The sequence below is a fragment of the Candidatus Microbacterium phytovorans genome (assembly GCA_029202445.1).
Classification (GTDB): Bacteria; Actinomycetota; Actinomycetes; order Actinomycetales; family Microbacteriaceae; genus Microbacterium; species Microbacterium phytovorans.
The window spans coordinates 71,732-98,433 of the sequence record CP119321.1 but is presented as its reverse complement, the minus strand read 5'-3'; the positions used below and the strand labels follow the sequence as shown (position 1 = coordinate 98,433).

Here is a 26,702-nt window from a genome sequence, read left to right as displayed (position 1 = left end):
TTCGATATGCTCAAGGAATGCCGCCCACCGCGCTCGAACTGTCGACCCTCGGCCACCGCATCCGTCACCAGCGCGTCGCGCACGGGTACACGCTCGACGAACTCGGCGCGATCGTCGGCGTGGCCGGCAGTCAGCTGAGCCTCATCGAGAACGGCAAGCGCGAACCCAAGCTGTCGCTCTTGCAGGCCATCGCCTCGGCCACCGGCACCGACGTGACCGATCTGCTCTCCACCGAGCCCCCCAACCGGCGCGCGGCCCTCGAACTCGAACTCGAGCGGGCGCAGACCAGTCCCGTCTTCCGCCGCCTCGGCATCCCTCCCCTCCGCGTCACCCGGACGATGACCGACGAGACGATCGAGTCGGTGCTCGCCCTGCACCGCGAACTGCACCGCCGCGAGCGCGAGGCCATCGCGACGCCCGAGGAGGCGCGCCGCGCCAACACCGAACTCCGCCTGCGGATGCGGGAGCGGGGCAACTACCTGGGCGACATCGAGAAGCTGGCCGAGAAGCAGCTCAAGTCGGCGGGCCACGTGTCGGGGGCGCTCACGCACCGGACGGTGAGCATCATGGCCGAGCAGCTGGGCTTCGAGCTGATCTACGCGAACGACCTGCCCCACTCGGCACGCTCGGTCACCGACCTCGAGAACGGACGCATCTACCTGCCGCCGGCCTCGATCCCCGGCGGGCACGGCCTGCGATCCATGGCGCTGCAGGCGATGGCCCACCGCCTCCTCGGCCACACCCCTCCCACCGACTACGCCGACTTCCTGCAGCAGCGGCTCGAGATCAACTACTACGCGGCGTGCTGCCTCATGCCCGAGACGGCGTCGGTCGCCTTCCTCGCGCAGGCCAAGAAGGATCGCAACCTCGCCGTCGAAGACTTCCGCGACGCATTCGGCGTCACCCACGAAGCGGCGGGGATGCGGCTCACGAACCTGCTGACGGAGCACTTCGGCATCCGTCTGCACTTCCTCCGCGTCGACGGCTCGGGCGCCATCAGCCGCGTGTACGAGAACGACGAGCTGCCGCTGCCGATGGATGTCACCGGTTCGGTGGAGGGGCAGATCGTGTGCCGCAAGTTCGCGGCGAGATCCTCGTTCGGCGAGCAGAACCGCACCACGGAGCAGTACCAGTACACCGACACCCCGGCGGGCACGTTCTGGTGCTCCAGCCAGACGGGCAGCACCTCCGACGGCGAGTTCTCGATCACCGTGGGCGTGCCGTTCGACGACGCGCGGTGGTTCCGCGGACGCGAGACGCAGAAGCGCGCGGTGTCGACCTGCCCCGACGAGAGCTGCTGCCGCCGGCCCGACGCCGACCTGACGCAACGCTGGCAGGGCAAGGCGTGGCCGAGCGCCCGCGTGCACATGCAGATGTTTTCGCCGCTCCCCCGCGGCGCCTTCCCCGGTGTCGACGACGGCGAGGTGTACGCCTTCCTCGATCGTCACGCGCAGGGCTGACCACGAGGCGGAGGCGGATGCCACGGCGATGCGAATGCCACGGCGACGCGAATGCCACGACGAAGCGGCAATTTGACGGGCAATCTCGCTGATCAGGACCTCGTCCGACACTCATTCATGAGTTGTTCTTCTACGCTCTCTCCCGGAGGTGGGGGCGAGTGGACGATGTGTCGATCGACGACGCCGCGCTGCGGAGCGCGACCGCACGACTGCTGGGGGCTGCGCGGACGGTCCTCGAGGCGGGCCGGCTCGCGCCCGTCGACCCCGGCGCCGTCGCGTCGCCCGAGGTCGTCGCGCCGCTGACGGAGGTCACCGGCGAGCAGCACGAGCGGGCCGCCCACATCGCCCATGTGCTGGAGACGAGCGGACGGATGCCGGGGCGCGCCGTCGCCGTGTTCGGCGCTCTCGACGGAGCGATGGCGAGGCCCTCGTGACCGACCCGCGCCTCGATCCCGGCGCGGGCGATCCGGGCGCGCTGCGGGCGTGGGCCGAGGACCGCCATGCGCGTGCGGAACGGCTGGCGCGCACCTCGACCGATGTGGTCGATGCCATCGCCACGGCCTCGGGGGCGGCCTGGACGGGCGCCGCACATGACGCGTTCGTCCGTGAGATCGATACGGCGCTCCCCGAGTTGGACGTGCTGATCGACAGCTTCCGAGCCACCGGCGACGTGCTCGCGCCCTACGCCGACATCATCGACGGGATCAAAGACGAGCAGCATGCGCTCACCCGCCACCGCGCGCGGCTGATCGACGAGCGCGACGACGCGGTGCTGCGGTGGCGGAGCGCCACGGCAGAACTGCATGCTCCGGAGGTCGCGTTCACGGATGCCGCGGAGCGAACCGAGCGGCTACACGCCGAACTGCGCACCCTCGACCGCGAACTCGAAGCAGTCGAGGAGCGGTGGGACGCGTTGGTCGTGCGGAGGCGGCGCGCGGATGCCGATTGCGCCGCCGCCCTCCAGTCCCGCGATGTGCGAGGCGCCCTGTTCGCGGCGCTGCGCGACGGCGGCGATGCCCGCAGCCCCCGGGGGCTCCTTCGACTGCTCGGCACGCTCTCGGCATCCGACCTGCGCGCGCTGGCGGCCGCGCACCCCGACCTCTGCGATCAGCTCCTGGGACTGCCGCCCACGGAGGTCGCCGCCTGGTGGGCGGGCCTGGCGGGCGACCCGGATCAGCAGGCGCGCCTCATCGAGCACCTTCCCGTCGTGATCGGCGCGCTCGGCGGACTCCCGGCGGCGGTGCGGATCGCCGCGAACCGCTTCTTCGCGATCGCGTACGCCGCCTTCCGGCGCCGGCAGCGCCGCGAAGCGACACATCGGTGGGACCGCCCGCAGGGGCGGGTGCCCCACATGCCACCGGCCCCGGTGGACGCGCCGCGCCTCGCCGACGATCGGGAGCTCGACTACCTCGACCGCGTGGGCCGTGGCGAGGTGCAGCTCTACCTCTACCGCCCCGACCAGGAGCACATCATCGAGGTGTTCGGCGACCCCGACACGGCCGATGTGCTGCTCACCTTCATGCCGGGCACCAACACGACCATGGACTCGTTCTACAGCTCGACACGGCGCGAGGGGATCACGGCGTTGACGCGCTGGCAGGTGGAGAACCCGCCGACCAACGTGTCGGTTTCGGGTCTCGTCGTCAAGCAGGGCGACTTCCCTCAACTCGACGATTGGTGGTCGCGAGGGCCGCATCACAACTGGTTCGCCCGCCCGTTGGGCCGGGCGTATGCGAATCTCACCGCAGAACTCGACGTGGTCACCGGCGGTAAGCCGATCGTCAGCAGCGAGCATTCCTTCGGATCTGCCCCGGCGGGCGAGGCGGAGCAGAGGGGCGCGCACTTCGCGGCGCGGTACACGCTGGCCGGGATCGGGATGACAGCGGGCTGGGAGCCGCGGGATGGCACGCGGTACTTCGCCGCCCAGGGTCCGGCCGACATCAACCGGCATCTCGACGATCACGAGGCTCTCGGGTTCGGCTACGACGTCACGCCGACCGCACAGTCGGGCTTCACCGAGATCGACACCGGCCTACCCGAGGCGGGATGGATCGGCCCGCTCTCCGTCATCTCCCCGCCGGCCGCCACTTTCGCGGGCATCTCCATCGGGGTCGACCAGCACAACAAGATTCTCGTGGCGGATCTGGCGGCGAACGGACCGGTGATGTGGTCGCTGCGGCAAACGCTCAAGGAGGCTGCCGAATGAACCGGATGGGAAGGCGCGCGGCGGCCGCGACTACGGCCGGCGTCTGCGCCCTGCTCGTCGGATGCTCCCCGCTGCCGTCGTTCGACCAACTCGAATGGGAGAGCCGGGCAGCGGCCCAGGCGATCGCCGACCACCTTCCGCCCGGTACGGAGGTCGAGGACCGGTCGACAGGAGAGGAAGGCCCGTGCGGCAGGGGCACGGCGTCGTACACACAGCACTGGGTGAGCTACCCCGAGCCGCCCTTCGACGGCGAAGAGTTCATCGCGACGCTCGTTCGCGAGCTGCCCGACGAGTTCGACGTGTTCGAGACCGGAGTAACGATGTCCGACCCAAACCTCTCCTTGAGCTACAGGGGGATGACGATCGGCGTCATCGTCGAGGACGACCAGGGTGAGCCCATCGTGGACATCCTGGCCATCTCGCGCTGCGGCCTGCCGCCGGAGGACGAATGACATTCACGCATCTGCGCTTTGCACTGCTCACCGTCGCCGCGGCATCCCTGCTCGTCGGATGCTCCCCGCTGCCGTCGTTCGACCAGCTCCGGACGGAGACTCGATCGGCGGTGCAAGCAATCGCTGACCACCTTCCACCCGGCACAAGGATCACAGACCGGTCGACGGGAAAGGAAGGGCCATGCCGCCGAGGCACCGCCTCGTACACGGAGCACTGGGCCGCCTACCCCGACCCACCCTTCGACGGCGAGCAGTTCATCGCGACCCTTACGCGCGAACTGCCCGACGAGTTCGTCGTCGTCGACACCGGCGTCCCCGTCTCCGACCCCAACCTCGCCATTGACTACCGGGGAATGACGATGAGCGTCTACGTCGACGCGGACCAGCGAGACGAACCCGTCGTCGACATCTTCGCCATCTCGCGCTGCGGCTCACCCCCGACGGAGTGACGCCTCTACTCGCCAACCCCTATCCCATCCTCACCAAGGAGCACCATGACCACGCCACCCCCGCCAGCCCCGAGGCCCGCCGGCTCACGGCCAGCACCCGCCGGCACGCCTGTTCCCCCACCGCCGCGCTCTGCCTACCTGCGGAGGGTGCAGATCCTCGCCATCATCAACTCGGTGTGGGTCGTGCTCGGCGTCGCGCTGCTGTCGACCGGCACCAATGCCGTCTTCCTCGGGTACCTCCTCCTGCCGCAGGCGGTGGTGGTCTCGGGCGTGCCGTGGCTCACCGGACTGATCAGCGCGGCCGCGGTGCTGGCATCGATCGTGTACGCCGCCGTCCGTCGCCGCAGCCCGCACGGGGTGCCGTTCGAGTTCTTCGCCGCCGGCACCTTCATCCTCACCGCCTCCCTGATCGCGGGGCCCCTCTTCCTCCTCACCATGCCCCTTCTGAGCTGACCCTCCTCCTCCCAGGGGTTGGAATCGACGCGGTCCGCGGTGTACGCTCTCGCGAGTGAGGTTCGCCTAACCTAAGGTGACAAACCGAAGGCTGCAACGGGGCAGCAGGCACCGGCCTCGCATCCGCCACACCCCGAAGAGACCCCGTGCTCGCCACCTTCCTCATCGGCCTCCGCGAAGGCCTCGAAGCCGCGCTCGTCGTCGGCATCCTGGTCGCCTACCTCACCCGCGTCGGTCGCCGCGACGTGCTGCCCCGACTCTGGACGGGCATCGGCCTCGCGGTCGCGCTGGCACTCGGCATCGGCGCGGTGCTCACCTTCGGCTCCTATGCACTCACCTTCGAGGCGCAGGAACTCATCGGCGGACTCCTGTCGTTGCTCGCGGTGGGCATGGTCACCTGGATGATCTTCTGGATGCAGCGCACGGCGCGCACCCTGAAGTCCAGCCTCGAAGGCGAGATCGATCGCGCGCTCGCCACCGACGGGCTGGGCCCCCGCGGCGGAGGCTCCGCGGGACGCGCAGCGACCCGGGGCGTGACGTGGGCATGGGGCATCGTCGTCATCGGTTTCGTGTCCGTCGCCCGCGAGGGCATCGAGACGACCCTGCTGCTGTGGTCGATGGTGCAGTCGTTCGGCGACGCCCCTTCCGCCCTCGTCGGCGCCCTGCTCGGGCTCGCCGCCGCCGTGCTCCTCGGCTGGCTGCTCGCCCGCGGCATGCTGCGCCTCGACCTCCGCGTCTTCTTCGCGTGGACCGGCGCGTTCCTCGTGATCGTCGCCGCGGGCGTGCTCGCGTACGCGATACACGACCTGCAGGAAGCCGGCGCCCTTCCGGGGCCGTTCTCCGCGACCGCTCCCCTCGACCCCGCCACCGGCGCGGTCGCCGTGGGCCTCAGTGGATTCCCCTTCGGCTGGGCGTTCGACGTGAGCGCGTCGGTCGCCCCCGGCGGCCCGCTCGCCGCGGTGCTGCAGGCGACCGTGGGCTTCATGCCGCTGATGACCTGGCTGCAGGTGATCGCGTGGACGTTGTACGTCGCCATCGTCGGCACGTTCTTCGTCCGCGGTCTCCGTCGCCGTCGCCCCGCTTCCCCGCAAGCAGCCTCGACGGATGCCGGCGCCACCGCCACGGCATCCCTCTCCCCGTCCCGTGCACAGCAAGGAGCATCATGACCCGCCTCGTCACCGCCCAGCCCCTCGCGGTCCTCGCCGTCGCCGGCGTGACTGCGCTCGCCCTCGCCGGCTGCGTCGCCAAGGCCGACGTCGCCGCGAGCGACGCGCTGACCGTCACCTCCACCGACACGTCCTGCGAGGTGTCCACGGGAACGGCCACGAGCGGGACGCTGACCTTCCAGGTGGCGAACGACAGCTCGCAGGTGAGCGAGTTCTACCTGCTGGCCGATGACGGCCTGCGGATCGTCGGCGAGGTCGAGAACATCGCGCCCGGCGCGTCGCGCACGCTCACCGTCGTCGCGCAGCCCGGCGAGTACTTCACTCTCTGCAAGCCGGGCATGGTCGGCGAGGGCGTCGGCCGGGCCGGCTTCACGGTCTCGGGCGACGCGGTCGCCGCCACGGGTGACGACGCCGAGCAGAAGCAGCGGGCCGTCGACCTCTACGCCGCGTTCGTCAAGGACCAGGTCGAGCAGCTCGTGCCGGCGGTCGACGAGTTCGTCGCGGCCTACGAGTCGGGCGACGATGAGACCGCGCGGACGCAGTTCCCGCAGGTGCGCGCCTTCTACGAGCGGATCGAGCCGGTCGCGGAGTCGCTGGGCGACCTCGACCCCCGCATCGACTACCGCGAAGTGGATGCCGTGGCCGAAGGCCTCGACTGGACCGGCTTCCACCGCATCGAGAAGGACCTCTGGGTGCCCGAGAAGGACGCACTCAACGCCGACGGCGAGACCCCCGCGTGGCAGGACTGGGCGCCGTCGACGGATGCCGAGCGCGCCGCCTTCGGTGACCAGCTGATCGCCGACGTCGCCGAGTTGAACGACTACGTCCACTCGACCGACTTCCAGGCCGCGCTCGACGCGCAGGGCGTCGCGGGCATCTCCAACGGTGCGATCGCGCTCCTGGACGAGGTCGCCACCGGCAAGATCACCGGCGAGGAGGACTGGTGGTCGGGCACCGACCTGTGGGACTTCGCCGCCAATGTCGAGGGCTCGAAGATGGCGTTCTCGCTCGTCGAGGACTTCGCCGTCGCGACCGGCGACGAGGGTGCGACCCTCGCGCAGCAGATCGACGAGGGCTACGACGCCCTCGAGGAGTCGCTCGCGACGCACGGCTCGCTCGCCGACGGCTTCGTCACCTACGGCGAGCTGACCGACGCCGACAAGCGCGAGCTCACCGACCTCCTCAACGCCCTGGCCGAGCCGCTGTCGCAGCTCACTTCGACCGTCCTGCAGTGACCGTGGAGGAGCCGACCGCCCCGGATGCCGTCCGGGGGCTCAGCCGCCGAGGGCTCCTCGGACTCGCCGCCGGCGTCGGCGCGGCCGGCCTCGCGCTCGGCGCGGGAGCGGGCACGGCCGCCGGCGTCGCTGTCGGACGTGCCCGCGCCGCCGAGGGCGCGGCATCCGTGTACGAGTTCTTCGGAGCCCACCAGGCGGGCATCACGACGCCCGTGCAGGACCACCTCCATTTCGCGTCGTTCGACATGATGGCGCGCACCGACCGCGCCGATCTGCAGTCGCTGCTGCAGGACTGGAGCTACGCCGCGTCGCGCATGACGCAGGGCCTCGACGTGAGTGCGACCGGTGCCGTCGGGGGCGCGTTGGAGGCACCGCCCGACGACACGGGCGAGGCGCTCGGGCTCCCGGCCTCGGGACTGACGATCACGTTCGGGTTCGGTCCGACGCTGTTCGAGACCGCCGAGGGCGACGACCGCTACGGGCTCGCGGCACTGCGCCCCCGCGGGCTGGCGAAGCTCCCCGCGTTCCTCGGGGACGACCTCGATCCGGAGCGCTCGAACGGCGACCTGTGCATCCAGGCGTGCGCCGACGATCCGCAGGTGGCCGTGCACGCGATCCGCAACCTCAGCCGGATCGCGTTCGGCCGGGCACGGTTGCGCTGGTCGCAGCTCGGGTTCGGCAAGACGTCGCGCACGTCGGCGGCCCAAGCCACCCCGCGGAACCTGTTCGGGTTCAAGGACGGCACCGCCAACATCCTCTCCGACGACACGGCCGCCCTCGCCGATCACGTGTGGGTCGCGCCGGACGACGAGCCCGCCTGGCTCGCCGGTGGTTCCTATCTCGTCGCCCGCCGTATCGCGATGATCATCGAGACGTGGGATCGCGTGCGCCTGTCGGAGCAGCAGCGCATCGTCGGCCGCGACAAGGGCGAAGGCGCACCGCTGTCGGGCGGCGGGGAGATGACCGAGCCGGACTTCGAGGCCAAGGATGCCACGGGCTCCCCCGCGATCGACACCGCCTCGCACGTGCGCCTCGCCCACCCGGAGCTCAACGACGGCATCCGCATCCTCCGCCGCGGGTACAACTTCGTCGACGGGAACACCGAGCTCGGTCGCCTCGACGCGGGGCTGTTCTTCCTGTCGTACCAGCGGTCGCCGGAGCAGTTCGTGACACTGCAGCGGGCGCTGTCGACCGATCTGATGAACGAGTACATCCGCCACGTCGGGTCGGGGATCTGGGCGATCCCCCGCGGCGCGGCACCCGGTTCGTACGTCGGGGCCGAGCTCTTCGCCTGAGGCGCGCGGCGGCGGTGCCGCGGTGGCGGTGCCGCCGGTCGCGGGTGCCGCCGGGACGGGAGCCCCCGCCGCGGGTGCCGCCGGTCGCGGTGGGGAGGAGATCTGCACAGCGGAGGGTCGCTGACGGCATCCCACCCTCCCTTGTGCAGATCACCTCCGCTATGCCGAGGCAACGGAGCCGCTATGCCGAGGCGACGGGGCAGGGATGCCGTCAGCCACTGTCACCGACCACCACCACCAGGCCACGGCAGCCCTGCGGTGCAGCTCAGCCAGTGATGAAGCGGGCGAACCGCGCGAGGGCGGCCGCGACGCCGGCGTCGTCGGCCTCGCCGAAGGGCTCCGGCACCGGAGGAAGGTGGTGCTTGCCGACCGCCACCGAGTGCGACCAGACGCCGACGATCTCGCCATCGGCGACGAGCACCGGCTTGACGATCCCGTTCATGCTCGGACCGATGCGCTGCACGAACTCCGGAGCGCACGCCGTGGTGCGGTCGGCGTAGGACAGGTAGTACTCGTCGAAGGGGGGCAGCGCCCGCACCCGATCGACCTCGCGACGCCGTGGCGCGGTCTCCGTGAGAGCGAAGATGCCTTCGTCGACCTCGGCGACGCGGCCGCCGGCCCCGTCGCGCGCCCGTTGCGCAAGCCCCTTCGGGAGCCCCGCCCACCAGCCGAAATCGTCCAGGCCTGCGGGCGCGTGTCCACGCAGGTAGCGCACGAAGAGTTCCGCGAGCGGGTCGTCGGGCGCCGCGGCATCCGGGATCCACTCCTCCGGCGCGACGACGTACTGATCGCGGGTGGGGCCGCCCTCGCGCGGAACGACCGGGCCGAGCACGACGACGAGGCGCAGCGCGAGCGCCGAGAAGATGTGGTTGCCGCGCATGCCCGACGGGTCGATTCCGGCGGCGTCGAGCACCTGCCCGAACTCCGGTCGGGTGATCCGGTTGCCCCCGGCGAGCACGGGACGCACCGCCGCCTCGGCCCGCGCGAGCATGTCGGCATCGATGCCGAGCGAACGGTGGATGCCGGCGTACTGCTTCGTCTGCCGTTCACCGGTGACCTCCAGCATCCACGCGAGGTCTCGCGCCGGCACGATGTGGAGCGTCCCGCGTTGCGTCCACGACCGGACGAGCGAACCCGGCCGGTCGAACGCCGCGTCGACCTCCGACAGCGTCGGATGGCTGGCCGTGCGGGCGGCGAGCGCCCAGCGGCCTCCCCAGAACTCCTGCGCCTGCGTGGCCGTCATGTGTGCGGCGGCGTCGGCGACGGATGCCGCGGGGGCGCTCAACCGGTGGCTACGCAACCGCTCGGCGCGCAGCCGGTCGGTGCGCAGCCGCTCGGTGCGCAGCCGGTCGGCGCGCAGCCGGTCGGCGCGCAGCCGCTCGGTGTTCATCCCGCCGGTGTCCATCCCGCCAGCATGTCCCACTTTCGGCATCCCATGTCCCACTTTCGGTCGTTCACGCACTCGCGAAACGACCGTATTCGGGACATGCCTGCGCCCGGACGACCGAAATCGGGACATGCCTGCCCAGCCCACCTCCTCAGCCCACCTCACCTGCCCAGCCCCGCCACCTGCCTAGCCACCTGCCCACCTCACCTGCCCACCTGCCCATCTCCTCAGCCCCCTACCTGAAGGAACCGGATCGTATACACTTCCCCTGTCCGGTGGTTCGCCGCCGGTGCTCGGAAAAGGGGCACGCAGCCGCGTCGACGTCGTCGTCACGCGAGCGAGACACATACGGCCTCACATCCGTCCCGTCTCGTTGGAGCTCCCATGCCCACGGTTTCCGCGCACGTTGCGCATACCCTCGCCCGCCACATCGACCACGTCTTCGGCGTCATGGGCAACGGCAACGCCCACTTCCTCGACGCCCTGGAGCGCTCCACCGACGTGTCCTTCACGGCCGTCCGGCACGAGGCCGGAGGCGTGGTCGCCGCCGACGCCTACTACCGCGCCGGCGGTGGGCTCGCCGCCGCCACCGCCACCTACGGCGCCGGGTTCACGAACACGCTCACGGCGCTGGCCGAAGCGGTGCAGGCCCATGTGCCACTGATTCTCGTCGTCGGCGACGAACCCACCTCGGGTCCCCGCCCGTGGGACGTCGACCAGATCGCTCTCGCCTCCGCCGTCGGCGCCCGCACGTACACGGTGGGGCGAGCGGATGCCGCGGCCACCACGATCATCGCGATCGAGCACGCCCTGTCGTATCGGGTGCCGACGGTGCTCGCGATCCCCTACGACGTCGCCAAGCGCGACGCGGGCCCGGTGCCGCCCGCCCCCGAACCTGACCTCCCCGCGCCGATCGCGCCGTCGCCGTTCGCGCGGGCCGCCGTCGCCGACCTCGCCGACCAGCTCGCGCGGGCCGAGCGTCCGCTGCTTCTCGCGGGTCGTGGCGCATGGCTCGCGGGCGCCGGCGACGCGCTCGGTCGACTCGCGGATGCCACGGGGGCGCTGACGGCCACGACGGCGCTCGGGCGCGGCATCTTCCCCCGCGCGGAGTTCGACCTCGGGGTCACGGGCGGGTTCGGCGCCGACGGCGCGATGGAGCTCATCCGCACGGCCGACGTCGCCGTCGTGTTCGGCGCCGGTCTCAACCAGTTCACGATGCGGTTCGGCGACCTGTTCGCCCCCGGCACGCGGGTCGTCCAGGTCGACGTCGCTGCCGCTGCGACGCATCCGCACGTGGGCGGGTTCATCCGCGGTGATGCTGCCGTCGTGGCATCCGCTCTCGCCGACGCTCTCGCGGGGTCGACGCCGTCGGGATGGCGGGAGAGCGTGGAGATCCGCCCTCTCCTCACCCGCGAGAGCGGCGACCCCCTCGCCGCCGACGGACGGCTCGACCCCCGGGCGGTCGCCGTCCGCATCGGCGAGGCGCTCGAACGGCATCCGTCGACCCGGGACCGGGTCGTCGTCTCCGACGGCGGGCACTTCATCGGCTGGGCGAACATGTACTGGCCGGTCGCATCACCCGATCGCATGCTCATGATCGGCACCGCCTACCATTCGATCGGGCTCGGCTTCCCGTCGGTCCCCGGAGCCGCGCTCGCGAAACCGGATGCCACGGTCGTGCTCACGACAGGCGACGGCGGCGGGCTCATGGCGCTGGCCGACCTGGAGTCCGCTGTGCGGGTCGCCGCCGGACGCGGGCTCGCCGTCGTCTGGAACGACGCGGCCTACGGCGCGGAGGTGAACCTCTACGGGCTGCAAGGGCTGGCGCGCGAACCGATGCTCATCCCGGAGGTCGATTTCGCCGGCCTCGCCCGCGCCGTCGGCGCAGACGGCGTCGTCGTCCGCGCACTGGACGACCTGCAGGCACTCGAGGAGTGGGCGGCGCGACCGGCATCCGAGCGTCCGTTCCTGCTGCTCGACTGCCGCATCTCCGGCGAGGTGATCGCTCCGTATCAGCAGGAGATCATCCGGGTGAACAGCTGAGGCGCGGTCGCGCTGTGGCTGCTCCGCCGGCGAGGCGAGACGGCCATGTCCCACTTCCGGTCGTTCCGAACCCCACGAAGCGACGCAATGTGGGACATGCTTCGCCCGATGTGGGACATGGTGCACCGGAAGTGGGACATGTGACATCCACCGGCCCCCAGCATCCACCGGCCCGCAGCACCCGCCGGCCCGCGGCACGCGCCCGGCTTACCGCGCCGGGAGCAGCGCGCCGTCGAAGAAGGCGGCGAACTCTGCCGTGGCCGTGAGCGGCAGAACGGCGGCGACGTACTGGTCGGGCCGCACGACGACCACGACACCGTCGCGCGACAGCCCTCGCTCGGCGAAGATGTCGACCGCGTTCCACACGGTCGGCCCGGCCGCGAAGACCTTCTCGTCGTCGGTGAGGCCCAGCGGCCCCGTCGCCGGCCGGAACACCGACGGCACGCGCGCCACATCGACCTCCTCGAAGCTCTCGGGGTAGACGACTTTCACGTCGAAGAGCGCATCGGCATCCTCGTCGTCCCGCGTGAAGCGGCGCACGGGAGACTCCGGAGCCCGGCCGAGCCACTCCGCCCAGGCATCGAGGGCGAGATGCGCGCCCCCGGATGCCGCGGCGTCGGCGAAGGCATAGATCCGCCAGCGGCCGTCGGCCTTGGCGTGGTGGCCGAGGTGCACCGTGTTGCCGTCGGCGACCAGCGTCACCGGGACGCTCTGGAACCGCTTGCCGAGGGGAAACCCCGCCGCGAGTGACTGATGGGTGTCTTCGCCGACGATCTGCGACGGTCCGTACTGGGTCATGAACCCGGAGGGGAACTCGGCGGTCGCGAGGTAGTAGGTGGCGAGGTCCTGCGGGTCGGAGATCTCCTCGGGCTTGCGCGCCATGAGCGAGGACCACTCACGGTCGAAATCGATGAGCTGCTGGGCGACGGGCCGGCGTTCCGCGCCGTAGGTCGCGAGGAGCGAGGCGGGGCTGCGTCCGGTGAGCACCGCGCCGAGCTTCCAGCCGAGGTTGAAGCCGTCCTGCATCGACACGTTCATGCCCTGCCCGGCCTTCGCGCTGTGCGTGTGGCAGGCGTCGCCGGTGAGGAAGACGCGGGGGTCGCGGTCGACCTCGAGCGCGTCGTCGAATCCGTCGGTCACACGGTGCCCGACCTCGTAGACGCTGTGCCAGGCGACCTGCTTCACGTCGATCGAGTAGGGGTGGAGGATCTCGTTCGCGCGGCGGATGATCTCCTCGATGGGCGTCTGTCGCACCCGATGGTCGTCGTCGGCGGCGACGGCGCCCAGATCGATGTACATGCGGCTGAGGTAGCCGCCCTCGCGCGGGATGTGGAGGATGTTCCCCGCCTCCGCGTTGATGGCGCACTTGATGCGCCAGTCGGGGAAGTCGGTCGTCACGAGTACGTCCATGACCCCCCACGCGTGCTGCGAGATGTCGCCGACGTGTCGCCGTCCGATCGCCTCCCGCACGCCGCTGCGGGCGCCGTCGCACCCGGCGACGTACTTCGCGTGCACGACACGCTCCTCACCGGCACGCTCGCCGGCGGTGTAGCGCAGCCGCACCTCGACGGGATAGTCGCCGCGGTCGTGCACGGTCAGTCCGAGGAACTCGACGCCGTAGTCGGGCACGAGTCGACCCGGGCCGAGAGCGGCCGCCTCGGCGAAGTAGTCGAGCACGCGCGCCTGGTTGACGATGAGGTGGGGGAACTCGCTGATCTGGTAGGCGTAGTCGGCTGTGCGCGAGCGCCGCACGATGCGGCTGGGGTCGTCGGGGTCGGGTCCCCAGAAGTTCATCCACCCGATGTTGTACGCCTCGGCCGTGATCCGCTCGGCGAACCCGAAGGCCTGGAAGGTCTCCACGCTGCGCGGCTGGATGCCGTCGGCCTGCCCGAGCACGAGCCGCCCGTCGCGTCGCTCGATGAGTCGCGTGACGACGGTCGGGTACTGCGACAGCTGGGCCGCGAGCAGCATCCCCGCCGGCCCCGAGCCGACGATCAGGACGTCGATCTCGTCGGGGAGGTCGGTGGGCCGGTCGAGCCCGACGCCGGCCGCCGGCTGAACACGCGGGTCGCCCGAGACGTAACCGTGGTGGTGAAACTGCATCGTCTTCGATCCTTCCCCGACGTAGACGTCGGGTTGCTGCCATCATCTCTCGGATTCGGAGGACGCGGTCGGTCGCGTCCTCCGAATCCGCTCGCGGCCCTGGGGGGTCGGCCCTGGGGGGTCAGGCCTTCGCGAGTCCGCGGATCGGGCTCACCGACTGCTCGGCCTCGTGGTCGGGCCCGAGCGGGATGCCGGTGCGGTCGCGCAGGAGGAGGGTGGCGAGCAGGCCCAGGGCCGTCATGCCGGCGAGGTACCAGGTGACGGCCTGAGTGGAGCCGGTGGCCTGCACGAGCGCCGTCGCGATCGTGGGGGCGAACGCGCCGCCGAGGATCGCGCCGATCGCGTAGGAGATCGAGACCCCCGAGAACCGGATGGATGCCGGGAAGAGCTCGGTGTAGAGCGCCGCCTGCGGTCCGTAGGTGAACCCGAGCCCGACGGTCAGGATCACGAGTCCGAGCGCCAGCATCGCGACGTCGCCCGTGTTCACGAGCGGGAAGAGGAGGAAGACGCCGACGAGCTGCAGCACCCAGCCGATGAGGTACGTGGTGCGTCGGCCGAGACGGTCGGAGAGCCACCCTGCGATCCACGTGAAGACGAGCCAGGACACGGCCGACAGCGTGACGGCCCAGAGCACGTCGGAGGTCGCGAGGCCCACGGGTCCGGCGGGGTCGGTGGCGTACCGCTGGATGTATCCCCCGGTGGTCATGTAACCGACGGCGTTGTTGCCGGCGAAGACGAAGGCGGCGACGATCACGAGGAGCGCGTGCTTGCGGAACAGCTGCACGATCGGCATCCGCGTCTCTTCTTTGCGCTCGGCGAGTTCGAGAAAGACGGGGCTCTCCTCGACGCGGCGCCGCACGTAGTAGCCGATGAGGATGAGCGCGACGCTCAGCAGGAACGGGATGCGCCAGCCCCACGTGAGGAAGAACTCCTCGCCGGGGAGTGCCACGAGCGCGAGGACAGCGGATGCCAGGAGGAGCCCGAGCGGCACGCCGATCTGCGGGGACGCACCGAACATCCCGCGCTTGGTCTTGGGGGCGTGCTCGACGGCCATGAGCACCGCGCCGCCCCACTCGCCGCCGGCGGAGATGCCCTGCAGGATGCGGAGGAAGATCAGCAGGATCGGCGCCAGGATGCCGATCTGCGCATATGTCGGCAGCACACCGACGAGGGTCGTGGCGACGCCCATGAGCACGAGTGTCAGCATGAGCACGAGGCGCCGCCCGTACTTGTCGCCGAGGTGGCCCGCGAGGAAGGCGCCGAGCGGGCGGAAGAGGAAACTGATGCCCACGGTGAGGAAGGAGAGGATTTGCCCGAACTCCTCACCGGCGGGCGCGAAGAAGAGCTGTCCGAAGACGAGCCCCGCCGCGGAGGCGTAGATGAAGAAGTCGTACCACTCGACCGTCGTGCCGACGACGGTGGCGAACACCACGCGTCGACGATCGGTGGCCGTCGAGATCGTACCCGTCGGGGTGAAACCCGCCCGGGGGGTGGGCGATGATGCGGTCATGGTGACTCCTGTGTCGGTGACGTCGCTGTCGTTGCGGTGCTTGCCCGCTGGTTCAGGATCATATACGATTTCAGATACGACGCAAGAGCGAGGGAGCTCATGACCATCGACACCCCCACCGATCACCGGTTCGCCGCCCTGCCAGGCCGCCCGGGCAAGATCATCGCGGTGCACCTCAGCTACATCTCCCGCGCCGAGCAGCGAGGACGTCGCCCCGAAGCCCCCTCGTACTTCTTCAAGGCGTCGAGCTCCGTGGCATCCTCACCTTCCACCGTGATCCGTCCGACCGGCACCGAACTCCTCGCGTTCGAGGGCGAGGTCGCACTCGTCATCGGCACGACCGCGCGCCGCGTCTCGCTGGACGAGGCGTGGGACCACGTGGGGTGGGTCACGGCCGCCAACGACCTCGGACTGTACGACCTGCGCGCCAACGACAAGGGATCGAACGTCCGCTCCAAGAGCGGTGACGGGTTCACGCCGATCGGCGCGGATCTCATCGACGCGCGCGCGGTCGATCCGGCGGCGCTCCGCGTGCGCACGTGGGTGAACGGCACGCTCGTCCAAGACGACACGACCGCGGGGCTCCTCTTCCCGCTCGCGCAGATCGTCGCCGACCTGAGCCAGCAGCTCACTCTGGAGCCCGGCGACGTCATCCTCACCGGCACCCCGGCGGGGTCGTCGGTCATCGAACCGGGCGACATCGTCGAGGTCGAAGTCGACTCCCCCGCCTCCGGGGCGACGTCGGGCCGCCTCGTCACGACCGTCGTCGCCGACGAGGGACCCGGCTTCGACGCGGCCCTCGGATCGCTCCCCGCGGTCGACGACACGCAGCGCGCGGAGGCCTGGGGGCACGACGCCCCCGCCACCGGAGCGGCAGCCGCCACCGGAGCCCCCGTCCGCCCGACCATCGACCCCGCCCGTCCGGCCCTCGACCCCGCCCTTCGCGACAAGCTCATGCGGGTTCCGGTCGCGGCGCTGTCGCAGCAGCTGCGGGCCCGGGGGCTCGACAACGTCGCGATCGACGGTGTGCGTCCCCTCCATCCCGGCGCGAAGCTCGTAGGCACGGCCCGCACGCTCCGCTTCGTCCCGAACCGGGAAGACCTGTTCGCGAGCCACGGCGGCGGCCACAACGCGCAGAAGCGCGCGTTCGACTCCGTGGATGCCGGTGAGGTGCTCGTCATCGAGGCCCGCGGCGAGACGGGCTCGGGCACGCTCGGCGACGTGCTCGCGATCCGGGCGCACGCGCGCGGCGCGGCCGGCGTCGTCACCGACGGCGGCGTGCGCGACGTGGATGCCGTCACCGCCGTCGGACTTCCCGTGTACACCGCGGGAGCCCACCCGGCGGTGCTCGGACGCAAGCACGTGCCCTGGGACCACGACCTGACGATCGCGTGCGGCGGCACGACGGTGCAGCCCGGCGACATCATCGTGGGCGACGCCGACGGCGTGATCGTCATCCCCCCGGCCCTGGCGGCGGAGATCGCCGACGCCGCGCTCGCCCGCGAGGACGAGGACGCCTGGGTCGCCGCCCGCATCGCCGAGGGACATCCCCTCGACGGCCTGTTCCCGATGAACGACGTGTGGCGCGCGCGCTACGAGGCCGAAAGGGTGTCCCCGTGACCGAGATCGCAAGCCGGAGCAAGTCGCAGCAGGCATATCACTGGATCAAGGAGCGGATCGCGAGCCAGGTCTTCACTCCGGGCTACCGCCTCGTGCTCGGGACGATCGCCAGCGAGCTCGACATGAGCGTCGTCCCCGTCCGCGAGGCCATCCGTCAGCTGGAGGCAGAAGGACTCGTCACGTTCGAACGCAACGTCGGCGCCCGCGTCTCGATGGTCGACGACACGCAGTACCGGTACAGCATGCAGGCGCTCAGCATCCTGGAGGGGACGGCCACGGCGCTCGCGGCCCGCCGCCTCACTGCCGACGACATCCACGCCGCCCGCCGGATCAACGAGCTCATGATCGAGACGCTCGAGCACTTCGACCCGCACGCGTTCACGCGCCTCAATCAGGAGTTTCACGCGACGCTGTTCGGCAAGTGCCCGAACCCCCGCATGCTCGAACTCGTCGAGGCCGAGTGGGGGCGCCTGGGCAACCTCCGCGACTCCACGTTCAGCTTCGTCCCGGGCCGAGCGCAGGAGTCGGTGCGCGAGCACGAGAACATCGTCCGCCTCATCGAGCACGGCGCCCCCCTCGGCGAGATCGAGAAGGCCGCCCGCCGTCACCGCTCGGCCACCCTCGACGCCTACATGATCCACGAGCACCCCGACGAAGCCCTCGGGCTTCCGGCGTTCTGACCGCCTCCCGTCACCACAAGGAGCACCATGACCACCCCCGCCCTCGACGCCCGTCACGTGCCGGCCGACCTTCCGAGCCGCATCCAGCACTACATCGACGGCGCGTTCGTCGACTCGCTCGACGGCGACACCTTCGACGTGCTGGAACCCGTCTCCAACGAGACGTACGTGCAGGCCGCCGCCGGAAAGAAGGCGGACATCGACCGGGCCGTCGCGGCAGCGCGGCGCGCGTTCGCCGACGGGCCGTGGCCGAGGATGCTGCCGCGTGAGCGTTCGCGTGTGCTGCACCGCATCGCCGACATCGTCGAGTCCCGCGACGCGCGGCTCGCCGAACTGGAGTCCTTCGACTCCGGTCTCCCCATCACGCAGGCGCTCGGTCAGGCGCGGCGGGCCGCCGAGAACTTCCGCTTCTTCGCCGACCTGATCGTGGCCCAGGCCGACGACACGTTCAAGGTGCCCGGCCGTCAGCTGAACTACGTCAACCGCAAGCCGATCGGCGTCGCGGGGCTCATCACGCCCTGGAACACCCCGTTCATGCTCGAGTCGTGGAAGCTCGGTCCGGCTCTCGCGACGGGCAACACCGTGGTACTGAAGCCCGCCGAGTTCACGCCGCTGTCGGCATCGCTGTGGGCAGGCATCTTCGAGGAAGCAGGGCTGCCGCAGGGCGTCTTCAACCTCGTCAACGGCCTCGGGGAGGATGCCGGCGACGCCCTCGTCAAGCACCCCGACGTGCCGCTCATCTCCTTCACCGGCGAGAGCCGCACGGGACAGCTGATCTTCGCGAACGCGGCCCCGTATCTCAAGGGACTGTCGATGGAACTCGGCGGCAAGTCGCCGGCGATCGTGTTCGCCGACGCCGATCTCGACGCCGCCGTCGACGCGACGATCTTCGGTGTCTTCTCCCTCAACGGCGAGCGCTGCACGGCCGGCAGCCGCATCCTCGTCGAGCGCCCGATCTACGACGCGTTCGTCGAGCGCTACGCGGCGCAGGCAGCGCGGGTGAAGGTCGGGTACCCGCACGACCCGGCCACCGAGGTGGGGGCGCTCGTCCACCCCGAGCACTTCGCGAAGGTGATGTCGTACGTGGAGATCGGCAAGACCGAGGGGCGCCTGGTCGCCGGCGGCGGCCAGCCGGAGGGGTTCGCGTTCGGCAACTTCGTCGCCCCCACGGTGTTCGTCGACGTCGCCCCCGACGCGCGCATCTTCCAGGAGGAGATCTTCGGCCCGGTGGTGGCGATCACGCCGTTCGACACCGAGGAGGAGGCCCTCACCCTCGCCAACGACACGAAGTACGGCCTCGCCGCCTACGTCTGGACCAACGACCTGAAGCGCGCTCACCGGTTCGCGGGTGCCGTGGATGCCGGCATGGTGTGGCTGAACTCGAACAACGTGCGCGACCTCCGCACCCCGTTCGGCGGCGTCAAGGCCTCGGGACTCGGGCACGAGGGCGGCTACCGCTCGATCGACTTCTACACCGACCAGCAGGCCGTGCACATCACGCTCGGCGAGGTCCACAACCCCACCTTCGGCAAGAACTGATGCGTCTCCTCTGCGTTTCGACTCGTCGCTCCGCTCCTCTGCGTTTCGACTCGTCGCTCCGCTCCTCACTCAACGACCGGATGCCCCCCCCCCGCCCGGTCGTTGAGCGAGCGCAGCGAGACGAAACGCAGAGACGAAACGCAGAGACGAACCGCAGAGACGAACCGCTGAGCGAACACCCGAACCACGACACGAAGCAAGGACGCTGACATGACCCACCGCGACGAGATGACGCTGACCTCCTCGGGCTACTACGTGAGCCAGGAAGCGCCGATCCGCTCCGACAACCCGATTCCCACGCCGAGCTCCCCCGCGCCCGACATCCTGCGCTGCGCCTACATGGAGCTCGTGGTCACCGACCTCGCGGCATCCCGTGTCTTCTACGTCGACGTGCTGGGCCTCTACGTCACGGAAGAGGACGACCAGGCGATCTACCTCCGGTCGACGGAGGAGTTCATCCACCACAACCTCGTCCTCCGCCAGGGCCCCGTCGCCGCGGTGGCCGCCTTCTCCTACCGCGTGCGCTCCGCCGAAGACCTCGACAAGGCGGTCGCGTTCTACACGGAACTCGGATGCCGTGTCGAGCGCCGTGCGGACGGGTTCGTGAAGGGCATCGGCGACGCGGTGCGCGTGACCGACCCGCTGGGCTTCCCGTACGAGTTCTTCTTCCAGACGGAGCACGTCGAGCGGCTGTCGTGGCGGTACGACCTGCACACTCCGGGCGAGCTCGTGCGCCTCGACCACTTCAACCAGGTGACCCCCGACGTGCCGCGCGCCGTCAACTTCATGCAGTCGCTGGGCTTCCGCGTGACCGAGGACATCCAGGACGAGGAGGGCACCGTCTACGCCGCGTGGATGCGCCGCAAGCCCACCGTCCACGACACCGCGATGACCGGCGGCGACGGACCGCGCATGCACCACGTCGCGTTCGCGACGCACGAGAAGCACAACATCCTCGCCATCTGCGACAAGCTCGGCGCCCTCCGCCGATCGGATGCCATCGAGCGCGGCCCCGGACGCCACGGCGTCTCGAACGCGTTCTACCTGTACCTGCGCGACCCCGACGGCCACCGCGTGGAGATCTACACGCAGGACTACTACACGGGAGACCCCGACAACCCCGTCGTCACGTGGGACGTGCACGACAACCAGCGCCGGGACTGGTGGGGCAATCCGGTCGTCCCGTCGTGGTACACCGAGGCATCCCTCGTCCTCGATCTCGACGGCAACCCGCAGCCGGTCGTGGCACGCACCGATTCGTCCGAGATGGCGGTCACGATCGGCGCCGACGGCTTCTCGTACACGCGTCCGGGCGAGGGCGACCTGCCGGAGTACAAGCAGGGCGAGTACAAGCTGGGCCACCAGCTGTGACCCTCCCGGCAGACACTGTCGCCGCTTTGGCGGCCGAGCTCGCGGAGGCCGACCGCACGCACGGCGTCATCCCGCGGATCACCGCGCGCCACCCGGAGGCGACGGTCGACGACGCATACGCGATCCAGGGCGTCTGGCGCGATCGCATGACGGCATCGGGTCGCCGCCTCGTGGGCCGCAAGATCGGGCTCACCTCCCGGGCGATGCAGCAGGCGACGGGCATCACCGAACCCGACTACGGTGTCATGTTCGACGACACCGTGTACCGCAGCGGGGACGGCATCCCCGTCGATCACTTCTCGAACGTGCGCGTGGAGGTCGAACTCGCGTTCGTGCTGCGCGAGCCCCTGTCCGGACCGGATGCCACCCTCGAAGGCGCCCTCCGTGCGACGGACTACGTGGTCCCGGCGCTGGAGGTCCTCAACTCCCACATCGAGCTGGAGGGTCGGACGATCGTCGACACGATCAGCGACAACGCCGCGTACGGGGCTATGGTCCTGGGCGACACGCACCGGCATCCGTCCGACGTCGACCTGCCGTGGGTGCCGGGCGTGCTCCGCGTGAACGGCGAGGTCGAGGAGACCGGCGTCGCGGCGGGGGTGCTCGGTCATCCCGCCACGGGCGTCGCGTGGCTCGCCAACAAACTGCACCAGCACGGTGACAGACTTGAGCCGGGCGAGATCATCCTCGCCGGGTCGTTCACGCGGCCCGTGTGGGTCGCCCGCGGCGACGAGGTGCGCTGCGACTACGGACCGATGGGAACCATCACATGCCGCTTCGTCTGACCGAGACGTTCCGCGCCCGCCTGGCGGGGAGCCCCAGGCCGCTCGCGGGCCTGTGGGCGTGCGCCGGGTCGTCGATCGTGACCGAGATCCTCGCCGGCTCGGGCATCGACTGGGTGCTCATCGACATGGAGCACTCCCCCAACGGGTTGGAGTCCACGCTCGCTCAGCTGCAGACCGTGGCCGCGTACCCGACGACCCCCGTCGTCCGCGTGCCGATCGGCGACGTCGTGACGATCAAGCAGGTGCTCGACCTCGGCGCCCAGAACGTGCTCGTGCCGATGATCTCATCGGCCGCGGAAGCCGAGGATGCCGTGGCTGCCGTGCGCTACCCGCCGCGGGGTCGCCGCGGCGTCGGCTCCGCCCTCGCGCGGTCGGCTCGCTGGAACCGGGTGGAGGACTACCTCCGGGATGCCGACCGCCACACGTCGCTGTTCGTGCAGATCGAGACCGCGGAGGCGGTCGACGCCGCCGCGGACATCGCGGCCGTCGACGGTGTGGACGGTGTGTTCGTGGGGCCGTCCGACCTCGCGGCGTCGATGGGTCTCCTCGGCCAGCAGACGCATCCGGAGGTCGTCGCGGCGGTGCGTCGCACGTTCGAGGCGGTCAGCTCGGCGGGCAAGCCCGTCGGGGTGAACGCCTTCGACCCGGCCGTCGCCCGCGCCTACGTCGAGGCGGGCGCATCGTTCGTGCTCGTCGGTGCCGACGTGCAGATCCTCGCCCGCGCGTCGGAGGCTTTCGCCGCTGACTGGGCGTGATCGCCGGCGCGCGGCATCCCTGTTCGCGCTCCTGCCTGCAGGCGCCCTCCCCCATTTCATGTCCCACTTTGTGCTGCGCATGTCCCACTTTGTGCTGGTTCGGCACGTCAGTTACGACCGAAAGTGGGACACCCACCACTCTTCGCTCAGTCATGTCCCACTTTGTGTCGGTTCTGAGCACCTCCCTCCCCGCCATGTCCCACTTTGTGCCGGTTCGGCAGGCCAGTTCCGACCGAAAGTGGGACATGTTCGACCGAAAGTGGGACATGGCTGGCGCGGGCTGACAGGCTGAGCGCATGCCCATGCAGAGGGAAGTCTCCAGTCGCATCGTCCTGAACGTCACCGAGACGGCCGATCTCGTCTTCGCGATCTCCGTGGCATCCGGGCACACTCCCGCCCGCGAGTCGCTGACCGCCACGATCGACGGTGAGGCCGTCACGCTCCGCGAGCTGCCCGACGCCCACGGCGGTCGCCTACACCGGTTGTCGGCGCAGCCGGGCGAGCTCGTCGTCGCATACGAGGCGATGGTCGCGGATGCCGCGGCGCCGCTGCCGACGAGCGAGACCGACCTGCTCGTGTACGGGCGGCCGAGCCGGTACGCCGACTCCGACACGCTCGCCGCCACCGCCGGTGCGCAGTTCGCGGGAGTGAACGGCGAGCGCGAACTGCTGACAGCGGTGTCGTCGTGGGTGGGCACGCAACTGTCCTACGTTCCCGGATCGTCGCAGCCCACCGACGGGGCGACGCAGACGCTGCTGGCGCGCCAGGGTGTGTGCCGCGACTACGCGCACCTGTGCGTCGCACTCCTGCGTGCCCGCGGCATCCCGGCTCGACTCGTCGCCGTCTACGCGCCGGGCCTCGACCCGATGGACTTCCACGCCGTCGCCGAAGCCTGGGTCGAGGGCCAGTGGCGCGTCGTCGATGCGACGGCGCTCGCCCCGCGCTCGAGCCTGGTGCGGATCGCGACGGGTCGGGATGCCGCCGACACCGCCTTCCTGAACGTCCTCAGCGGGCGTGCCGCCCTCGGATCCGTCGAGGTCACCGCCGTCGCCGACGTGCTCCCCGACGACGACCTCGACGAGCTCGTGACCATCGCCTGAGACGTCGGCCGTCTTCCCGCCCGCGGACGAGCGTGCCACTGTAGGACCATGAAGTCCTGGGTCGTGCGGTTCGTCTCCCTCTACGTGTTCAACGTCGTCGTCCTGCTCCTTATCGGCCTCCTCCTGCCGAGCGTGCAGGTCGGCTGGGCGGCGCTGTGGGCGGCCGTGCTCCTGACGGCCGCCACAATCTGGCTGAAGCCCGTCGTCACGCGCCTGTTCACGGGTGCCGCCAAGAAGTCGGCGTCCGAGCGGACCGCCGTCGGCGAGAAGCTCGTGCAGTACGGGATCGTCTTCGTCGTCGAACTCATCGTGTGGGCCCTCGTCGTGCTCTTCTCGGGCGTCGATGTGCGCGGCTGGTTCTGGGGGTGGGTGATCCCGCCGATCCTGCTCCTGCTGGCCTGGGTCGTCTACGACCTCGTGGACGACCGCATCGAAGCCCGCACCGGGTCGCTGTACGACCGCGCGCGCGGCGACCGCACATGAAGTTGCTGTAACAAAGCGACGCCGGGGCGCCCGTCGCCGCCGACGGCACGGGAGAATGGATGCCACGGCGCTGCCGCACAGCACGCGGGCTGCGCCGTCTTCCCGAACCGTCACCGGAACCATCCTCGGAGGCCTCGCATGTCGCGTCCCGCCCTGCGCACCATCCTCGTCGCGTCGCTCGCGGCATCCGTTCTCCTCGCCACCGGCTGCGCGTCGGGCGCGGCCACGCCGTCGGCCTCCGACACGCCCTCGGCAGATGAGGGGTACATCACCCCCGGCAAGCTGACGATCGCCACGGGCGAGACGGCCTACTTCCCGTACGTCATCGATGACGACCCGGCCAGCGGCAAGGGCTTCGAGGCCGCCGTGGCGTACGCCGTCGCCGACAAGCTCGGCTTCGCCCACGACGACGTCGAGTGGGTGCGCACGAGCTTCGAGTCGGCCATCGCGCCCGGACCGAAGACGTTCGACTTCAACATCCAGCAGTACACGATCACCGACGAGCGCAAGCAGGCCGTCGACTTCTCCTCGCCGTACTACTCCGCCAGCCAGGCCGTCGTCGCGATCAAGGGCGGTGCCGCCGACGGCGTGACCGACCTCGCCGGTTTGAAGGACCTCACGATCGGCGCGATGACCGGTTCGACGAGCGCCACGACGCTCGAAGAGGCCGTACAGCCCAACACCGACCCGCAGCTGTACAACTCGAACGAGGATGCCGTCGCGGCGCTGAAGGCGAACCAGATCGACGCGATCGTGCTCGACCTCCCGACCGCGTACTACGCGACCGGCGTCTACATCGAGAACTCGTTCATCGTGGGCGAGCTCCCCGCCGCCGGGGTCCCGGACGAGTGGGGCCTGCTGCTGGCGAAGGACTCGCCGCTGACCGAGCGCGTCACCGCCGCCGTCGACGCCCTGCGCGAGGAGGGCACGCTCGCCGAGATCACCGACGAGTGGCTGGGCTCGGGCCAGGGTGTGACGCTCCTGCAGTGACGTCGCGCTAGCGTCGTCCTGTGACTTCCCATCAACCGAGCGCGCTCGAGCTCGATCGGCGCGCCTTCCGGCGGGGCCGCGAGCGCCGATCGGTGCTCATCGCCGTCGCCTCGACCGTGGCGTTCGCGGCGGTCGTGTGGGTGACCGTCATCAACACCCCCGGATGGGCGTCGGTCCAGCAGGCCTTCTTCGATCCTGAGGTCGCGCTCCAGGCGCTCCCGAAAGTGTGGGACGGGTTCCTCATCAACCTGCAGGTGCTGGGGCTGTCGCTCGTCACGGTCGCGCTCGTGGCGCTCCTGGTCGCGATCCTTCGCACGCTGCGCGGCCCGGTGTTCTTCCCGGTGCGGGTGCTCGCCGCGGGCTACACGGATCTCTTCCGCGGGTTCCCGTTCATCATCGTGCTGTATCTCGTCGGCTTCGGTCTGCCGACGATCACCAACACGCGCATCCCCGTCGTGCTCCTCGGGGTGCTGGCCATCACGCTCACCTACTCCGCGTATGTCGCCGAGGTGATCCGCGCCGGCATCGAAGCGGTGCACCCTTCGCAGCGCCTCGCGGCGCGGGCGCTGGGCCTCGGCTACGCGCAGACCCTGGGCCGCGTCGTGCTTCCCCAGGCGCTCCGCAAGATGACGCCGCCGCTCATGAACGACTTCATCTCGATGCAGAAGGACGTGGGGCTCATCTCGATCCTCGGCGCGATCGACGCGATCGCCGGCGCCCGGTCGGTGGCCTCGCTCACCTACAACTTCACGCCGTACGTCGTTGCCGGCATCCTGTTCGTCCTGCTCGCCATCCCCACGATCCGACTGACCGACTGGTATACAGCGAGGCTGCGCGAGCGCGAGCAGACGGGGGCGATCCTGTGACCGGCTCCCCCACGCCTCCGCTGCTGCGTGCCACCGGCCTCTGGAAGTCGTTCGGCGACCGCGAGGTGCTCCGCGGCATCGACCTCGACCTCGCACAGCACGACGTCGTCGCGCTGATCGGGCCGAGCGGCTCGGGCAAGTCCACGCTCCTGCGGTGCCTGGGGCTGCTGGAGCCCATCGACGACGGGCAGATCTTCCTCGGCGACGAGGACATCTCCGATCCTCGCGTCGACGCCAACGGCATCCGTGCGCGGTTCGGCGCCGTCTTCCAGAGCTTCAATCTCTTCCCTCACCTGTCCGTGCTCGACAACGTGACGCTCGCGTCGCGCGTCGTACACCGGATGCCGAGGCGAGAGGCCGAAGAGCGGGCACACGCCCTGCTCGGCCGCATCGGTCTCGCCGACAAGGCGAAGGAGCACCCCGACCGCCTCTCCGGGGGGCAGCAGCAGCGCGCCGCGATCGTCCGCGCCATCGCCACCGACCCCGAGGTGCTTCTGCTCGACGAGATCACCTCGGCGCTCGACCCCGAGCTCGTCGGCGAGGTGCTCGAGCTGGTCCGCGATCTCACCGCCGACGGGGCGACGATCCTGATGGCGACGCACGAGATGGCTTTCGCGCGCGACGTCGCCGATCGGGTGGTCTTCCTCGACGACGGTGTCATCGTCGAGCAGGGGCCGCCCGCACAGTTGTTCGGTGCGCCGGAGAGCGCCCGCACGCGCGCATTCCTCGCGCGCTTCACCCCCTGACCGCACCC

At 70.4% G+C, this 26,702-nt stretch carries 24 protein-coding genes; 21 read left to right on the top strand and 3 right to left on the bottom strand.

What is annotated here, in order from left to right:
* Positions 1 to 17 precede the first annotated feature (17 nt).
* The 9 genes from P0Y48_00425 (at position 18) to efeB (ending at position 8,716) form a co-directional block, all read left to right on the top strand.
* Positions 18 to 1,460: an XRE family transcriptional regulator gene (locus P0Y48_00425; protein ID WEK13709.1), complete on the top strand. Its 1,443-nt coding sequence runs from the start codon at positions 18 to 20 to the stop codon at positions 1,458 to 1,460.
* A gap of 158 nt (positions 1,461 to 1,618) precedes the next feature.
* Positions 1,619 to 1,894, top strand: coding sequence for a hypothetical protein (locus P0Y48_00420; protein WEK13708.1), 276 nt, complete (start codon positions 1,619 to 1,621; stop codon positions 1,892 to 1,894).
* Positions 1,891 to 3,666, top strand: a complete 1,776-nt coding sequence (locus tag P0Y48_00415; GenBank protein WEK13707.1) for an ABC transporter C-terminal domain-containing protein — start codon at positions 1,891 to 1,893, stop codon at positions 3,664 to 3,666. The genes P0Y48_00420 and P0Y48_00415 overlap by 4 nt, the downstream gene beginning before the upstream one ends.
* Positions 3,663 to 4,118, top strand: coding sequence for a hypothetical protein (locus tag P0Y48_00410; protein WEK13706.1), 456 nt, complete (start codon positions 3,663 to 3,665; stop codon positions 4,116 to 4,118). Before P0Y48_00415 ends, P0Y48_00410 begins: the two co-directional genes overlap by 4 nt.
* Positions 4,115 to 4,567 (top strand): hypothetical protein, encoded by a 453-nt coding sequence (locus P0Y48_00405; protein WEK13705.1) that lies wholly within the window; start codon positions 4,115 to 4,117, stop codon positions 4,565 to 4,567. Before P0Y48_00410 ends, P0Y48_00405 begins: the two co-directional genes overlap by 4 nt.
* 147 nt (positions 4,568 to 4,714) lie before the next feature.
* Positions 4,715 to 5,020 (top strand): hypothetical protein, encoded by a 306-nt coding sequence (locus P0Y48_00400; protein ID WEK13704.1) that lies wholly within the window; start codon positions 4,715 to 4,717, stop codon positions 5,018 to 5,020.
* Positions 5,021 to 5,166: 146 nt separating this feature from the next.
* Positions 5,167 to 6,186 (top strand): FTR1 family protein, encoded by a 1,020-nt coding sequence (locus P0Y48_00395; protein ID WEK13703.1) that lies wholly within the window; start codon positions 5,167 to 5,169, stop codon positions 6,184 to 6,186.
* The gene (locus P0Y48_00390; protein WEK13702.1) at positions 6,183 to 7,421 is read left to right on the top strand and encodes a peptidase M75 family protein; all 1,239 of its coding nucleotides are present in this window, start codon (positions 6,183 to 6,185) and stop codon (positions 7,419 to 7,421) included. Before P0Y48_00395 ends, P0Y48_00390 begins: the two co-directional genes overlap by 4 nt.
* Entirely contained in the window at positions 7,418 to 8,716 is a 1,299-nt protein-coding gene (gene efeB / locus P0Y48_00385; GenBank protein WEK13701.1) for an iron uptake transporter deferrochelatase/peroxidase subunit, read from the top strand. Before P0Y48_00390 ends, efeB begins: the two co-directional genes overlap by 4 nt.
* A gap of 265 nt (positions 8,717 to 8,981) precedes the next feature.
* Here efeB and P0Y48_00380 read toward each other — a convergent pair whose 3' ends face one another.
* Positions 8,982 to 10,121 carry a winged helix DNA-binding domain-containing protein gene (locus P0Y48_00380; protein WEK13700.1) on the bottom strand — a complete coding sequence of 380 codons (1,140 nt, stop codon included), beginning with the start codon at positions 10,119 to 10,121 and terminating at the stop codon, positions 8,982 to 8,984.
* A 366-nt stretch (positions 10,122 to 10,487) separates the two neighbouring features.
* Between P0Y48_00380 and P0Y48_00375 the strand changes: the two genes are divergently transcribed.
* Positions 10,488 to 12,146, top strand: a complete 1,659-nt coding sequence (locus tag P0Y48_00375; GenBank protein WEK13699.1) for a thiamine pyrophosphate-binding protein — start codon at positions 10,488 to 10,490, stop codon at positions 12,144 to 12,146.
* A 207-nt stretch (positions 12,147 to 12,353) separates the two neighbouring features.
* Here P0Y48_00375 and P0Y48_00370 read toward each other — a convergent pair whose 3' ends face one another.
* On the bottom strand, positions 12,354 to 14,249 hold the full coding sequence (locus tag P0Y48_00370) for an FAD-dependent monooxygenase (GenBank protein WEK13698.1): 1,896 nt from the start codon (positions 14,247 to 14,249) through the stop codon (positions 12,354 to 12,356).
* A gap of 121 nt (positions 14,250 to 14,370) precedes the next feature.
* Positions 14,371 to 15,759, bottom strand: a complete 1,389-nt coding sequence (locus P0Y48_00365) for an MFS transporter (GenBank protein ID WEK13697.1) — start codon at positions 15,757 to 15,759, stop codon at positions 14,371 to 14,373.
* Positions 15,760 to 15,858: 99 nt separating this feature from the next.
* Between P0Y48_00365 and P0Y48_00360 the strand changes: the two genes are divergently transcribed.
* The 11 genes from P0Y48_00360 to P0Y48_00310 all read left to right on the top strand — a co-directional run bounded on the left by P0Y48_00360 (position 15,859) and on the right by P0Y48_00310 (position 26,694).
* Positions 15,859 to 17,379 carry a fumarylacetoacetate hydrolase family protein gene (locus P0Y48_00360; protein WEK13696.1) on the top strand — a complete coding sequence of 507 codons (1,521 nt, stop codon included), beginning with the start codon at positions 15,859 to 15,861 and terminating at the stop codon, positions 17,377 to 17,379.
* Positions 17,376 to 18,059 carry a GntR family transcriptional regulator gene (locus P0Y48_00355; GenBank protein WEK13695.1) on the top strand — a complete coding sequence of 228 codons (684 nt, stop codon included), beginning with the start codon at positions 17,376 to 17,378 and terminating at the stop codon, positions 18,057 to 18,059. The genes P0Y48_00360 and P0Y48_00355 overlap by 4 nt, the downstream gene beginning before the upstream one ends.
* Positions 18,060 to 18,086: 27 nt before the next feature.
* A complete protein-coding gene (hpaE, locus tag P0Y48_00350) occupies positions 18,087 to 19,598 on the top strand; it encodes a 5-carboxymethyl-2-hydroxymuconate semialdehyde dehydrogenase (protein ID WEK13694.1) in 1,512 nt (503 codons plus the stop codon).
* A 210-nt stretch (positions 19,599 to 19,808) separates the two neighbouring features.
* Positions 19,809 to 20,969 carry a 3,4-dihydroxyphenylacetate 2,3-dioxygenase gene (gene hpaD / locus P0Y48_00345; protein WEK13693.1) on the top strand — a complete coding sequence of 387 codons (1,161 nt, stop codon included), beginning with the start codon at positions 19,809 to 19,811 and terminating at the stop codon, positions 20,967 to 20,969.
* Positions 20,966 to 21,754 (top strand): fumarylacetoacetate hydrolase family protein, encoded by a 789-nt coding sequence (locus P0Y48_00340; GenBank protein ID WEK13692.1) that lies wholly within the window; start codon positions 20,966 to 20,968, stop codon positions 21,752 to 21,754. The genes hpaD and P0Y48_00340 overlap by 4 nt, the downstream gene beginning before the upstream one ends.
* Positions 21,739 to 22,509, top strand: coding sequence for an HpcH/HpaI aldolase/citrate lyase family protein (locus P0Y48_00335; protein ID WEK13691.1), 771 nt, complete (start codon positions 21,739 to 21,741; stop codon positions 22,507 to 22,509). The genes P0Y48_00340 and P0Y48_00335 overlap by 16 nt, the downstream gene beginning before the upstream one ends.
* Before the next feature lie 302 nt (positions 22,510 to 22,811).
* On the top strand, positions 22,812 to 23,609 hold the full coding sequence (locus P0Y48_00330) for a transglutaminase-like domain-containing protein (GenBank protein WEK15096.1): 798 nt from the start codon (positions 22,812 to 22,814) through the stop codon (positions 23,607 to 23,609).
* A 48-nt stretch (positions 23,610 to 23,657) separates the two neighbouring features.
* Positions 23,658 to 24,092: a hypothetical protein gene (locus P0Y48_00325; protein ID WEK13690.1), complete on the top strand. Its 435-nt coding sequence runs from the start codon at positions 23,658 to 23,660 to the stop codon at positions 24,090 to 24,092.
* Positions 24,093 to 24,230: 138 nt separating this feature from the next.
* A complete protein-coding gene (locus tag P0Y48_00320; protein ID WEK13689.1) occupies positions 24,231 to 25,082 on the top strand; it encodes a transporter substrate-binding domain-containing protein in 852 nt (283 codons plus the stop codon).
* 20 nt (positions 25,083 to 25,102) lie between these two features.
* Positions 25,103 to 25,948: an amino acid ABC transporter permease gene (locus P0Y48_00315; GenBank protein WEK13688.1), complete on the top strand. Its 846-nt coding sequence runs from the start codon at positions 25,103 to 25,105 to the stop codon at positions 25,946 to 25,948.
* The gene (locus P0Y48_00310) at positions 25,945 to 26,694 is read left to right on the top strand and encodes an amino acid ABC transporter ATP-binding protein (GenBank protein ID WEK13687.1); all 750 of its coding nucleotides are present in this window, start codon (positions 25,945 to 25,947) and stop codon (positions 26,692 to 26,694) included. Before P0Y48_00315 ends, P0Y48_00310 begins: the two co-directional genes overlap by 4 nt.
* The last annotated feature ends 8 nt before the right edge of the window (positions 26,695 to 26,702 follow it).